The organism is Campylobacter sp. BCW_4323 (genome assembly GCF_001763115.1).
Taxonomy (GTDB): Bacteria; Campylobacterota; Campylobacteria; order Campylobacterales; family Campylobacteraceae; genus Campylobacter_D; species Campylobacter_D jejuni.
In genome coordinates this window covers 103,101-117,269 of sequence record NZ_MJYC01000041.1, presented here as the reverse complement: position 1 = coordinate 117,269, position 14,169 = coordinate 103,101, and the positions used below count along the sequence as shown (strand labels likewise).

The 14,169-nt window shown below is 30.7% G+C and carries 12 protein-coding genes; all 12 read right to left on the bottom strand.

The genetic code is table 11. The features are described 5' to 3' along the window. Window positions 1-73: 73 nt before the first annotated feature. Genes AJN60_RS04055 through nuoD form a run of 12 tightly spaced genes read right to left on the bottom strand, consistent with a single transcriptional unit; the run spans window position 74 to window position 14,169 of the window. Window positions 74-2,440 (bottom strand): tetratricopeptide repeat protein, encoded by a 2,367-nt coding sequence (locus tag AJN60_RS04055; RefSeq protein ID WP_070285913.1) that lies wholly within the window; start codon window positions 2,438-2,440, stop codon window positions 74-76. A gap of 21 nt (window positions 2,441-2,461) precedes the next feature. Beyond that, complete coding sequence (locus tag AJN60_RS04050; protein WP_070285912.1) at window positions 2,462-3,850, bottom strand: NADH-quinone oxidoreductase subunit N; 1,389 nt, start codon at window positions 3,848-3,850, stop codon at window positions 2,462-2,464. Beyond that, on the bottom strand, window positions 3,840-5,327 hold the full coding sequence (locus AJN60_RS04045; RefSeq protein WP_070285911.1) for an NADH-quinone oxidoreductase subunit M: 1,488 nt from the start codon (window positions 5,325-5,327) through the stop codon (window positions 3,840-3,842). The genes AJN60_RS04050 and AJN60_RS04045 overlap by 11 nt, the downstream gene beginning before the upstream one ends. A 1-nt stretch (window position 5,328) precedes the next feature. After that, on the bottom strand, window positions 5,329-7,119 hold the full coding sequence (gene nuoL, locus AJN60_RS04040) for an NADH-quinone oxidoreductase subunit L (RefSeq protein ID WP_052858860.1): 1,791 nt from the start codon (window positions 7,117-7,119) through the stop codon (window positions 5,329-5,331). Window position 7,120: 1 nt separating this feature from the next. Further along, entirely contained in the window at window positions 7,121-7,417 is a 297-nt protein-coding gene (gene nuoK, locus AJN60_RS04035; RefSeq protein WP_052858858.1) for an NADH-quinone oxidoreductase subunit NuoK, read from the bottom strand. After that, the gene (locus AJN60_RS04030) at window positions 7,414-7,932 is read right to left on the bottom strand and encodes an NADH-quinone oxidoreductase subunit J (RefSeq protein WP_002856161.1); all 519 of its coding nucleotides are present in this window, start codon (window positions 7,930-7,932) and stop codon (window positions 7,414-7,416) included. The genes nuoK and AJN60_RS04030 overlap by 4 nt, the downstream gene beginning before the upstream one ends. After that, the gene (nuoI, locus tag AJN60_RS04025; protein ID WP_070285910.1) at window positions 7,929-8,570 is read right to left on the bottom strand and encodes an NADH-quinone oxidoreductase subunit NuoI; all 642 of its coding nucleotides are present in this window, start codon (window positions 8,568-8,570) and stop codon (window positions 7,929-7,931) included. The genes AJN60_RS04030 and nuoI overlap by 4 nt, the downstream gene beginning before the upstream one ends. 9 nt (window positions 8,571-8,579) lie before the next feature. Next, on the bottom strand, window positions 8,580-9,578 hold the full coding sequence (gene nuoH, locus AJN60_RS04020; RefSeq protein WP_044778692.1) for an NADH-quinone oxidoreductase subunit NuoH: 999 nt from the start codon (window positions 9,576-9,578) through the stop codon (window positions 8,580-8,582). Next, entirely contained in the window at window positions 9,571-12,033 is a 2,463-nt protein-coding gene (locus tag AJN60_RS04015) for an NADH-quinone oxidoreductase subunit G (RefSeq protein WP_070285909.1), read from the bottom strand. The genes nuoH and AJN60_RS04015 overlap by 8 nt, the downstream gene beginning before the upstream one ends. Beyond that, window positions 12,030-12,722 carry an NADH dehydrogenase gene (locus AJN60_RS04010; protein ID WP_070283249.1) on the bottom strand — a complete coding sequence of 231 codons (693 nt, stop codon included), beginning with the start codon at window positions 12,720-12,722 and terminating at the stop codon, window positions 12,030-12,032. The genes AJN60_RS04015 and AJN60_RS04010 overlap by 4 nt, the downstream gene beginning before the upstream one ends. Further along, window positions 12,719-12,946 carry an NADH-ubiquinone oxidoreductase subunit E family protein gene (locus AJN60_RS04005; protein WP_002824979.1) on the bottom strand — a complete coding sequence of 76 codons (228 nt, stop codon included), beginning with the start codon at window positions 12,944-12,946 and terminating at the stop codon, window positions 12,719-12,721. The genes AJN60_RS04010 and AJN60_RS04005 overlap by 4 nt, the downstream gene beginning before the upstream one ends. Beyond that, window positions 12,943-14,169, bottom strand: coding sequence for an NADH dehydrogenase (quinone) subunit D (nuoD, locus tag AJN60_RS04000; RefSeq protein WP_002862216.1), 1,227 nt, complete (start codon window positions 14,167-14,169; stop codon window positions 12,943-12,945). The genes AJN60_RS04005 and nuoD overlap by 4 nt, the downstream gene beginning before the upstream one ends.

Genomic DNA, 14,169 nt, shown 5'->3' with positions numbered 1-14,169 from the left:
CTTAGAAGATGTTAAGAAGAAGAGGTTTTAACCTTAGATAACTAGCTAAAAAGCTAGTTATCTCTAAATTTACTTATTGATTTAAAATTTGATTTTTACTCTTACATAAATTCTGCCAATTTGAAACACTTTTGATTTCAAGACATTGTTTTAAACTTTCTTTTTCAGCTTGTATATTTTGCATTCTTTCATAAGTTAAAGCTTGGATATATAAAGCTCTTGCTCTATCTTCATCTGAAAGTTTTAATTTAAGCAAATCTGTTAAAACAGCTAAACTTTCTTCATTTTTATTGATTTTAGCCAAAGCATCAAGATACATAAATTCCAAATTAGGACTAAAAAGATTTATACCTTTAAAATTTTGATAGTCAATGGCCTTAGGTGCGTAAGTTAAAATAGTTGTTTGCATATTATGATCATTAGCATAAGAAAGTAAAGCATCATAGGCTTCTACCATACTAAAATTCATTGGAAAACTTTCTAAAATTTGCAAAATTTTAATGGCTTGATTGTAATCATTTAAACGCAACAAAGACAAAAATTGCAAATAATAAGCCTTAAAATTCTCATCATCGCTTTTTAAAATTCTAGAATTAGCTATATCTTTAGAAATTTTGATCACCTGAGAATATTGTTTATTATCAAAAAGAATAGATGCTTTTTGAAGACCATAAAATATAGAATCTTCACTATAATTTTTATCTATATAATCAAGTGCTTGTTCAACATTAGAAGTTCTGATAAGACAAGCTAACATTTGTTTTTTATTCTCAATTTTCTGACCTATATCATAAGCGCTAAAATGCATAAAAATATTTGCAGCATTGATACAATTATCAGCTTTTATCGCATTTTTTAAATCATTAACAGCTGCTTTCTCTAAAAATTGAGTAGCATTTGGAATTTTTTTACTTTCTATAAGATCTTTATAAGCTAAAATCGCACTAAAATTTCCCTCTTTATAATAAAGTGCAACATCTTCATCTAAAGCTTTATTTGCAATATTCTCATCTTTATTTGCATATTGCTTCATTAAATCTGTATAACGCTGATGCAAAAAGCTTGCATTATTATCACCTAAAGCAAAGAATACCTCATCACTTGCTTTTTTGATTTCATCTAAATACCTACCATCTAAATAATCATTCATATACAAATCAAGGTATTTTTTAGCATCACTAGATCTATTAGTATGTGATAAAACTAAGGCTAAATCTTTTAAAGTTTCTTCATAACTTGGATCAAGTTTGGACATTTTAGCAAAGGCATCTTCATAAATACTTGCACTTATATCAAATTGTCCTTTTTGATTAAATAATTTAGCAAGTTCTAAAGATTTTGGAATATCTTTTCCAAAATATTCAGGATTGGCTTTTAAAATAGTGTTAATATACTCTATGGCTTTATTTACTTGCCCATTTGAAAGCAAATTCTTTGCCAAACTCATAGCTGCTCTTGCAGCTAAATCTAAATTTTTTGTATTAAAATAAGTATTTTCATAAATATTTACAGCTTTTTCTTTTTCATTTAAATTATAAATATAGTCTGCATAATCAAGTTTTGATAACTGAGTAAAATAATTATTAGGTTGTTCATTATCCAAAATCGACATTGTATATTCTACATCAGCACGCTGAGCTAAAGCGATATAAGTTCTTAACATTATATGTAAAACTTCTGAAAAATTTTTATCACTTGTAAAAGTACGCGTCCAATTTTTAGTATCATCAATCATCTTTTCTAAAATTTGTTGATCACGCATGCTCGGATCTTGGGTATAAAGTTTATTTTGAGCTCTTAATTTATATAGTATAAATTCACTAGTAAAAATACTGCCACGATATCTATTGATAGCATTTTGAGCATCAATAGCAACCTGACTATAATTAGCCTTATCGTATTCTTTTTTGATGCGTAAATAAGTATTGATATCTGCACTTTGAGGGATGACAACAGGATCAGAATTTAAATCCAAAGCTCCAACATAAGGCAAGCTCTCGTGTGGAAAATTGATATTAAAATCAAGTCCATCATAGTCTTTAATAGGCGCTAGCTCTGGTGCAAAAATAAAAGTAAAAGCCTTACTTTTATGCGAACTTGATGAACTAAGTTCTTTATCTATATAAATATTTTGAGAAGTGTCAAACATTTTTGCTTGTATTTTTGGCAAAATGATCATTTTAATTTTTTGAGCTTCTTGTATAAATTTTAAATCAAAAGCAGAAAAACTCTGATCTTTTAATTTATTATCAACCATACCTGCAATATCACATTCAAAATGAACTTTTGATTCGGTAATAAATTTTTGACATGTAAATTCTAAATCATTACTCGCATGTAAAACTGCAAAAGCTTGATTATTTTCGCGACCCGTGTTTAAAACAAGCTCAAAAGCAAAAGCATTTAAAAAACTTAATAAAATTAAAAATAATATTCTCATAAAATAATTATAGCAAAACTCTTATAACATTAACAATATAGCAAAAGTGCTTATACAAACACAAAAAGCTAAAATAAAATTTTGTATAAAACTAAACTTAATATTATGAACCCTATCATTTTTCATAAATAAAGCATGAATTAAAATCTTTAAATACGCATAAAGCATAATAACAGAAGATAAAGCCACAAAAAGTGCCAAATACCAATATCCATTTAAAATTGCTGTATTTAAAATCATAAATTTACCCCAAAATACTCCAAAAGGCGGGACGCCTGCTAAAGAAAGCACACTAATGCTTAAGCAAAAAGCAATTAAAGGTTTTTTAACCAAAAGTCCATTTAAACTCTCATAAGAATTATTCTCATAATTGCTTAAAATCATAAATACAGCATAATTTGCAAAAGCAAATAAAGTCCAATATCCAAAAATAGCAAGCAAAATTCCATCAAAATTTTGTTCTTTTAATAAAGGAATACAAGCCACCAAAACCAAAGAAGAATGCACTACAGAACTATAAGCAAACATTTTTTTGATATTGTTTTGACTTAGAGCCGCAAAAGCACCTATAAGCATAGAAAAAATCGCTAGAACTATTATGATATATTCAAAACCTGTATTATTTAAAAAATCAAACAAACGAATAACCACAACCAACATGGCAACTTTTGGCACAACTGAAATAAAAGCAACCAAATTTGTATGTGCTGCATAATACACGTCTTTAAGCCAAAAATGAAAAGGCGCCAAAGAAAGCTTAATTGCACAAAGAACGAAAATCATCACTCCAGCACCCAAAAGCATGGGATCTTTTTGAAACTCATTTTTTAACGCTAAATTAGCAGATAAATCTAAAGTTCCTGTTTTTAAATAAATAAAAGCTACAGCCATAACAAAAAACCCAGCTCCTACAGCCGCTAAACTAAAGTATTTTATTGCACTTGAAATAGCATTATTACTTCCACGCATTGCTATTAAAGTATAAAGTGCTAAAGAAGAACTTTCAAGTCCTATAAAAATAAGTACTAAATTTGAGCTTGAAACCATCAAAAGCAAAGATGCAATCATAAATAAAAATAAAGCATAAAATTCACCTTGATTTTCTTCTTTTTGCATTAAAAGATATAAAAATGAAAAACACAAAATCACCAAAGAAGCATAAAATGAAACAATATCATTATTTAAAGTAGCCAAAAAAGCTTTTGCTTCTAAACCTTGAGCATTTGCATTATTTAAAATCAAAAAAGCACTTACAATTAAAGATAAAGAACTTATGCCAATATAAAACGATCGATGAAATTTCCAAAAACCAGAGCAAAGCAAAAGAACTATTGCAGTTGTAATTAAAAATAAAAATGGATAAGATAAGCTTATATTTAAAAGTTCTAAATTTAAAAAATTATTTAACATTTGCCTCTCCTATTTTAGATAAAAAATCTAAAGTATTTTGCTCCACAGCTCTAATATTCATTGTTTTTATAAGATTATCCACATCTTTTTGTATCGGCTTTAAAAGTATATTTGGCATAAGCCCTAGTCCAAAAATCATTACTACAATACACACAAGTGCTACTATTTCTCTAAAGCGTAAAGAAAAACTCTCTATAAAGCTTTGTTTTTGCATGAAAAATATTTTTCTAAATACTGCGAACATATAAATCGCTCCCAAAATAATCACCAAACCTGCCAACAAAGCGTAAAATAAATTAATCTTTGCTATACCTAAAAGAATTAAAAACTCTCCCACAAAAGAAACAGTTAAAGGCAAAGAAACGCTTGCGAGTAAAATTAACATAAAGAAAATTGAAAATAAAGGTGCTTTTTTGGCCAAAGAATGGTAAAAAGAAATATCATAAGTATGATATCTTTGGTATAAAAGTTCAACCATTAAAAATAAAGCTCCCGTTACAATACCGTGTGCAAACATATAAAAAACCGCACCACTAATACCCAAAGCATTTAAAGAAAAAATTCCCAAAATCATCACACCAAGATGTGAAATAGAACTATAAGCGATCAATTCTTTAATATTTTCTGCTCTATAAGCAATTAAAGCATTATAAACGATACTCATTATGCATAAAGCTACAATTAAAGGCATAAAATACACACTCGCATCTGGAAAAAGTGGTAAACAAAAAAGTAAAAATCCAAAAGGAGCCATTTTAAAAACTACAAGTATTACAGAAACAAGCACAGGCGAATTTGCATAAACCTTAGGTGCCCAAGTATGAAGTGGAAATAAAGGAGCTTTGATAGCAAAAGCGATAAAAAATGCTCCAAAAAGTAAAAGTTGCTCTGTGAAATTTACTGCTGAGGCATTATTTTTCCAAATTTCCAAGTCAAAAGTGAAGATATTTAAAAGTTGATAATTTAAATAAGCTTGATAAATCAATGCTACAAGCATTAAAATTGAACCCGCAAAAGCATAGATAAAAAATTTCACCCCCGCTCTAAAATCTTTACCATAAACTCCCATAATATAAAGCAAAGGCAAAAGAGAAAATTCCCAAAAAACATAAAATAACAAACCATCTTTTGCGCTAAAAAGTCCCATAATGGCAAATTCTAAAAAGAATATACAAGATACAAGTGCTTTTTGTTCCAGCTTTAAAAATAAAAAGCTTAAAAATATCATCAAAGAACTTAAAAGCATCAATATAAGTGCAATACTGTCTACTCCTACATGAAAGCTAAAAAATTTCAAAATTTTAAAAGAGAGATTATAATCAAAGCTTACCCCTTGTAAAAAATCCGCAAAAATATCCAAATTTAAAGCCAAAATCATAAAACTTACAACAACGCTAAAAACCTTAACGCCTCCACGATTTAAAAGCAAAACCACAAAAGCAGAAATTAAAGGAAAAAATATCAAATAATTTAGCATTTTACACCATCCATACCAAAATCAACAAAATCACAAAAGCTGCCACCAAAAATCTAAGCATTAAGTTTAAGCTGTTTGGCATAATCATTTTTTGTGAAATAATTTGGGAATACAAAGCAATTTTTTCAACTATTCTATCAAAAATATAAAGATCACAATGCTTTAAAATCGCACATAAACTTTCATATTTTGAAACAATAAATTGATGATAGAATCTAGGAATAAAATAATCATTACTTAAAAGTTTGTGAATTTTATTTTCTTCAATACTTTCTTTAAACCAAGAATTTTTATAAGCAAAAATAGCCAAAATTACACCCAAAATAGCTACTACACTCGCACTAATCATTACAATTTGATTTTGTGCATCAATAAAAACTAATTTTGTGCTTAAATATTCAAAAAAACTATGTTCAAAAAATCCTGCAACAATAGCTAAAACCATCAAAGGACTCATAGCTAAAAGTGCGATTTTACTTGCTTCATGTGGATGTTCATCATGTCTTGCAGGGGTAAAAAATACCAACATTAAAAGTCTAAAGCTATAAAATGCTGTTAAAAAAGCTGCGATTAAAAGCACCAAAAAAATACCATGGTGAAAAGAAATGAAAGAATATCCTAAAATCAAATCTTTAGAGAAAAATCCTGCAAAAGGATAAATTCCTGCTAAAGCTAAAGATCCTATACACATCAAAATAGCTGTAAATTTTAAAGGTTTAAAAAGTCCACCCATTTTTTTAATGTCTAATTTATCATTCATAGCATGCATTACATTTCCAGCACCTAAAAAAAGTAAAGATTTAAAAAAAGCATGTGTAGCTAAGTGAAATAAAGCTATACCATAAGCCCCAAGTCCTGCAGCTACAAACATATATCCAAGTTGCGATAAGGTAGAATAAGCAATAATGCGTTTTAAATCCCTAGCCACCAAAGCCATAGAGGCTGCAAAAATCGCTACAAAAGCTCCAAGTAAGGCAATAATATAAGAAACCTCAGGAACTAAATCATAAAGCGTGCTAGCACGAATTACCAAATAAACCCCCGCTGTTACCATGGTTGCTGCATGGATTAATGCAGAAACAGGAGTTGGTCCTGCCATAGCATCAGCAAGCCAAGTGTGAAAAGGAAATTGTGCAGATTTTCCCATAGCCCCTATAAATAAACAAGTTGCGATTAAGATCAAAGCGTTGTGATCTAGGCTTTGTGCCATGGAAAAAACTTCATCATATTTTAAAGTTCCTGCTTGTAAATAAAGCCAAAAAATTCCTAAAAGCATACCCAAATCCGCAATACGGTTCATAATAAAGGCTTCATTAGCCGCAAAAGAATAAGTATTGTTTTTATACCAAAAACCTATGAGCAACCAAGAGCAAAGCCCAACACCTTCCCAACCTACGAAAAGTCCTAAGAAATTATCACTCATAACTAAAAAAAGCATAGAAAAGACAAAAAGTCCCAAATAAGCAAAAAATTTATTAAAACCTTCATCATGAGCCATATAAAAAATACTATAAAAATGCACACAAGTAGCTACAATACCTACAACACTCATCATAGTAAGCGAAATAGCATCTATATCAAAGCCAAAATTTACTCCAGCAAACCATTCAAACAAACTCACATTAAAAGCTTCATTGCAAAAAAGCAAATACAAAGAACAAAAAGCACTCAAAGCTATTAGAAGTAAGCAAATTATCCCTACAAATTGTTTTTTCTCACTCAAAGCAAAACAACTTGCAAACAAAAAAGCTATAAAAGGACTAAAAAGAGAAATCAAAGCCAAATTTTGCATACTAAGCCTCCACTTCTTTTAAACTTTTTAACTCTAAAGTGCCTTTTCTTCTATACCAAAGCACACACAAAGCTACACCAACAGCTACTTCACAAGCCGCTACACCCATGATAAAAAGTGCAAAAACCTGTCCATTTAAATCATTGTGCATTTTAGAAGCTGCTGCTAAGGCTAAATTAGCACTATTTAATAAAATTTCACTCGAAATAAAAAGCATAATGAGATTTTGTCTTTTTAAAATCCCTACAAGCCCTATAACAAACATTAAAATAGCGACAAAAAAATACTTTTCTATCATTGTTTTTCCTTTGTAAGCTCTTTATGAGTAAGAGTGATAGCACAAACTAAAGCAATCAAAAGCAAAATAGCTATAAATTCAAAAGCCAAAAGATATTTTGAAAAAATCGCTAAAGCCAGTTGTTTATTAAAATCAAACAAAGCAGGATCATTTAAAGGCAAATCCGTGCTGATATTTTGGTATTTAAAACCTATAAGCATGGCCAAAAGTAAAATTGCACTTAAAACTACCAAAGTAAAAAAACTTTTTTTAGCTTTAAGTTGTTCTTTAAATTCTTTAGAAGCATCAAAAAACATCATCGCGAAACTATAAAGTCCAAGCACAGCTCCACTATAAACAATAATTTGTATCACGCCTAAAAACTCTGCATCAAGTAAAAAATAAAATCCCGATAAAAACACCATTCCACCCGCTAAAGCCGAAAGAGAATAAAGCATATTTTTACTTAAAACCGCAATGCCAAAAAAGCCTAAAACCACTACACTAAAAAATACAAAAGCCAAATTTTCTATCATTTATTTTCTCCTTGCTCTTGTGTATTTTGATTTTCTAAGGCTCTTTCTTGCATCACATCGTAATAATTTGGTGTTTTTACCACCAATAAATCAGCATCTTTTCTAAGGCTTCCCGCTCCTTCAAATTCAACTTGATTTTTAAGCTTATCAATAGGAGTTAAAAAATCTTGCTTATAGCCAAAATAAGACCTTTGCTCAGCTGCATTTTCATACTCTATTCCATGCACTATAGCAAGTTCAGGGCAAACCTCAGCACAAAAACCACAATAAATGCAACGCCCTAAATTAATACTATAATTTCCTACTTTTTTACGCCCATTTTCATCTAAAGAAGTTTCCATTCTAATACAATTGCTAATGCAAATTTTTTCGCAAAGCCCACAACCTATACATCTTTCGTTTTCGCTTTCTATAAAACGCATCAAACGATGAACAGCACGGTAACGATTGTCAAGTTTTACCTTTTCAAAAGGATATTTAATCGTAGCGCTATTATTTCTCTTAAGCAATTCTCTCATCATCACAAAAAGCCCTATAAAAAGCTCTAGTTTAACGCTTCTACGCAAAGCTTGTGAAATTTTCTCCCAAGCGCTAACAGGAGTTTTTCTTTTCTCATCCACTAAATAATAATTTTTCATATTAAACTCCTATAAAAGAACTGCCAAAGCAGTGATTAAAAGGTTTAAAACCGCTAAAGGGATTAAGATCAAATAGCACATTTTCATCACTTGATCTGGACGCAATTGCGGAAAAGCAGCTCTTGCCCAAAAATACCAAAAGAAAATAAAACTTGATTTTACTATCATCATAATCCAACCAGGAATAATCCAAAAGCTATTAAAACCCCCTAAAAACAAAAGAGTTACCAAAATAGCTCCAGCTATCATAGAAGCATATTCACCTATGAAAAACATACCCCATCTTAAACCCGAATACTCCGTTCCATAACCCGCTACAATTTCAGCATCATTTTCCGTCAAACAAAGCGGAGTTCTATTGGTCTCTATAAATAAAGCAATTATAAAAAGCACAAAAGCCAAGGGCTGTTTAAAAATAAGCCAAGAAAAAAATCCATCACTTTGATAATTGTTAATATCCACCAAAGAAAAAGAACCTACAAGCATTACAATAGCAATCAAAGCCAAAACTCCTACGCTTTCATAGGAAATAATCGCTACAAGCCCTCTTGCAGCCCCTAAAATCGACCATTTATTATTACTTGCAAGTCCACCCAAAAACACCGCATAAAAGCAAAGCCCTGAAGTACCGATGACAAAAAGCAAAGCTACATTGATATCTGCCACTATAGGCTGAATCACCCTTCCAAATAAAGTAAATTCAGGTAGCATAGGAATAGCTGCTAAAGAAACAAAAGCACAAATAGCAGAAATCAAAGGTGCTATAGCAAAAATAAATTTTTGCGAATTTGAAGGGATTATATCTTCTTTAGTAAAAAGTTTTATCATATCAGCTACAAGTTGAATAAGCCCAAAAGGCCCTACCATATCAGGCCCTATGCGTCTTTGAAAATAAGCTAAAACCTTTCTTTCAGCATAAGTTGCAAGACCTGCTAAACTCGCAAATATTGCAATGATAATAATACATTTAATCAAAGTCTCTAAAGCAAAAAAAGCAAAATCACTCATGGCTTGCTCCTAATTTTTCTAAATTCGCCACAACAAATCTTTCATCAAAAAAGCTTAGCGTGTCAAGCTTTTCATCAAAATACGGCAAGAAAGCTCCATTTTTTATATCCTTATCCACACGCACACTAAGGCTTAATTCTTTATCTTTTATTTTAAGTTTTACAAGATCTTTATCTTTTAAATTTTTCTCTTTAGCTAAATTTTCACTTACACCTAAAAAAATCACCTCATTAATCGCACTAGCACGATTTGAAAATCTACCAAATTGATAGCTAGGATTAGCACTATAAAGCAAAATTTCATCTTCTTTTAGGTTTAAATTTTCAAAATTTGGAGAGACAAATTCTTTTTTAGCAACTTGTTTAAAACATTCTAAATTAAGCTCATATCCCCTTTTACAATCGCCTGCATTGGTATAAAAATTGTCTAAATGATCAAAATCAATCGGAGAAAAACCTTTATTTATAGGGAGTCTCTTAGTATAATTTATGGTATATTCCTCATCAAAACCTAAAGCATTAGCTAAATCATTTAAAAAATATCCCTTAAATTCTAAAGCAGCGTTAGTTGGCACCACTCTTTTATCGTAATTTAAAAAAGTTCCTTCTTGCTGATTTAAACTCGCACTAGCTAAATTTGCATGCTCTTCATAAGAAAAACTAAAATCACCTTTTTCATTATAACCTAAAGTCTTGCCTTCTTGTGTGTTTTTATCCAAATCACAAATCATGGCCACACCTAAGGTATTGGTATGCGTAGGATTTAAAAAGACTTTAAAAGGAGTGGTATTTTGGATCAAAGCAAGTAATTTAGCAAGTTTTTTCGCATTTTTATGAAAATAAAAATCACTCCCTATAACAAGAGTAAAATTTGCTTTTTTAAGCAATAAATCTTCTAATTTATCTTCATCTATGCCTAAATTTTTAGCAAAAATAGAGCGTTGCACTTCTATGATTTTTTTCACTTTCTTAGGCACGACTTTTTTTACTTCTTTTTGGATTTCATTGCCTTCTTCATCTTTTTCTATGACTTGCTCTACAACTTCTTCGTTGATACTTTCTTCTATTTCTTTATTTTCACTAACAAAAAACTCTGCTAAATGAGTTTTAATACCTTCATCTTGGCTAAATTTTTGAAGTAAAAAATATAAAATTTGCTCTTCATCGCCACTTTTATGAATGTGTGAAATAAAATTTTTAGAATATTTTGCTATACTCATATCTTCCATAGGATGAAAATAAAGCCCTGAGCCTTTATTCATCACTAAAGCATTATTGATTTTATAGCTAAGTGTTGGAGCATCATATCTTAAAAGCATTCCAGCTACAACCAAAAAATCACTTTTTGTTATATCTTGAGTATTAGCACTATAAAACTCGCCAGAATTAGCGATAAATTCTTGTAAAAATTCTTTAAATTTCAAAGCTTCTTCATTGATCAAAGAAAGATTAAATTTCTTTTTTAAATTTTGTAAAATCAAAGCTTCTTCATTGGTAATAAAACTATTAAATTTAATGTTTTTAATTTCATTTTTCTCAAAAAGGTCCACAAGTTCTTTAAAGGCTTTTTCATCTTTATCTGATTCATTTTGCGTATCAAAAGCAAATCTTGCAGCCTTATTTAAACTCGCGAAGGCAAAATCATTACTCACACGATAAATTTTTTCTTTTTGATTGCTAATACCACTTTGCTTAATATCATAATACATCAACTCACAATCGCTTGAATGCGGATTTGAAGCAGGAATTCTCTTAAGTTCCCAAATATTTGAAGTATATTGAAATTTCGAACCTATCAAAGCTCCTGTTGGACACACGCTTGTACATTCTCCACAAAATGAACAATCAAGCGTATCGCCATTTGCAGGGCCTATCAAACTTTTTTGAAATTTAGTCCAAATCGCATAAGCATCTTTTCCCATACTCTCTTTAAAGCTATTATCCACACTATCTCCGCCACGAGGAACAGTCTTTAAAGCACTTTCGCCGATTTTATCCTTACAAACTGTAATGCAGCGCTCACATACTATGCAAAGCGCGGGATCATAATTAATCATTCCCCAATGTTTATGTGGTTTATGCGTGTCTTTAATCCAATGTTTTTGAACATTTACACGACTTTTATGAGTGAAATTTTGCAATTCACACTCGCCTGATTTATCGCAAACCCCACATTCTAAAGGATGATTAATACAATAAGCTTGCATGATCTCATTTCTTTCATCCCAAAGATTTTGCAAATCACTTTCTACAACCATACCATCTTTTGCTTTAGTATTGCAAGAATATACCTTTTTACCATCAGCTTCAACCATACACATACGACAAGCCAAAGTAGGACTACAGCCCGAAAGATAGCAAATCGCTGGGATAAAAATATCATTTCTTCTTGCTATATTTAAAATATATTCGCCTTCTTCAAAGGCGCAATCGATACCATTAATCTTAACTGTCATTTTGCTTCCTTTATGCGAATTGGAGTAAAATCAAAACCATTGTTTTCATAATTTAAAAAAGCTATGGTGCCTTGTAAATTTTCATCTAAACAAAGCTTGGCTTTAAGACTAAAATCTTTAGCCAAAATTTCAACTTCACTTTGATCTTTACATTTTGCAATTTGTAAAAATTGCCTTGAACAATGTAAATTTTTATCTTGCAAATTTGCTCTAAAAAGCACTAAACCATCATAATTATCTAGTTCTTTTAAGGTGTTTAATTTTGCCTTTTTAAAATCGCATTCTTCTTCATCGCTATCTAAAATCTTTAATTCATATTTTACGCTTAAGAAATTCAAAAAATATTTGATATTTTCGCTATCTTTATAAAAATGGATATTTTTATCTATAATTAAATACTTAGCCTCTTTTAAAAAAGCAAGCACTTCACCTGCTTCTTCCTCTCCAAAACAAGATTCAGCACTTAAATATCCCTCATCTAAATCGCAAAAATGCCCTTCATCGCTTAATTTACAAAGCAAGGCTAAAACAAAACTCAAACTTGCAATTTCGCATTTGTAAAATTTAGCTTTTAAGTTTTTATCTTCCAAACAAGAAATATTAATGCTATTTACACCTATTTTTTCACATAAATTTTTGTTTTTAAGGCTTGGCATATCTAAAAAACAAAGAGCATTATCATAAATCATACCCTCTCCTTTTTTATAACAATAGTCCAATCCACTTGATTAAATTTCAAAGAATTTAAAAGCTCACAGCCTTGTTCTTTTACAAAAGAAAAACTTTTTTCAACAGGAGAAAAATCGCCGATTTCAAAAAGCACCACTAAAACCTCGCCTTGTTTTGCTTCTTTTATGATTTGTGCTAAATCTTCAAAAAGCTCTTTGCTTTTTCTTAAATCTACTCTTCTCATCGATCTATCTCACCTAAAACTATATTTACATTACCCATAATGGCTACAACATCAGCCAAATAAGTACCTACAAGCATTTCTTCAAAAAACGCACAATGCCAATAACTAGGCGTTCTAGCCTTTAAACGATAAGGTCTTCCTGTACCATCACTATGGATAAAAAAGCCAAGCTCACCTTTTGGACTTTCAGTAGGCACATAAACTTCGCCTTTAGGAGGTTTTAAACCTTGAGTAATTAAAACAAAATGCTGCATTAAGGAATAATTCTGCGTTAAAATTTGCTCCTTTGAAGCACTTACATACTCAGGATGCGTAGCTAAAATTTCAGGCGGAGTATCTTTATAAAGCGTGGCACATTGTCTAAGGATTTTCAAACTTTCACGAAATTCTTGCATATAAACTTTATATCTTGCATAAGAATCCCCTTGCGTAGCATAAGGCACACCAAATTCAACTTCATTATAAAGCAAATAAGGCTCTTCTTTGCGTATATCGTATTTTATACCGCTTCCTCTTAACATCACACCTGTACAACCCCAATTTAAGGCTTGTTCTTTGGTAACCACACCTACATTTTCAGTTCTTAAACGCCAAATTCTATTATCATCTAAAAGATCTTCATAATCTTTTAAATCATTTGGAAATTTATCGCAAAATGCAAGCATTTCTTCTAAATAATTCTCAGGTAAATCAAGCATAACCCCACCTATTCTCATAGAAGAATGCGTAAGCCTTGCGCCACAATACTTTTCTATCAAATCCAAAACATATTCACGTTCTCTAAAGCAGTATAAAAACACACTCATCGCACCAATATCAAGCGCATGAGTGGCAAGCCAAAGTAAATGCGATGCGATACGGTTTAATTCTAAAAGTATCATGCGTATGACTGCTGCACGGCGTGGAATCTCTAAACCACAAAGCTTTTCAACCGCTGCACAATAAGCATAATTATTCGCTGAAGCAGCGATATAATCCATTCTATCAGTAGTAGGAATAAATTCTTGATAAATCATATTTTCAGCCATTTTTTCCATACCACGATGCATATAACCTATACAAGGACGCGCTTTTACAACTTGCTCTCCATCAAGTTCTAAAATAAGGCGTAAATTTCCGTGTGCTGAAGGGTGTTGAGGGCCTAAGTTGATAATCATTTTTGAGTCTTCTTGCTCAAAAGCTATATTTTCATAATAAGGTTTTAACTTGCTAGGAATTTGCAT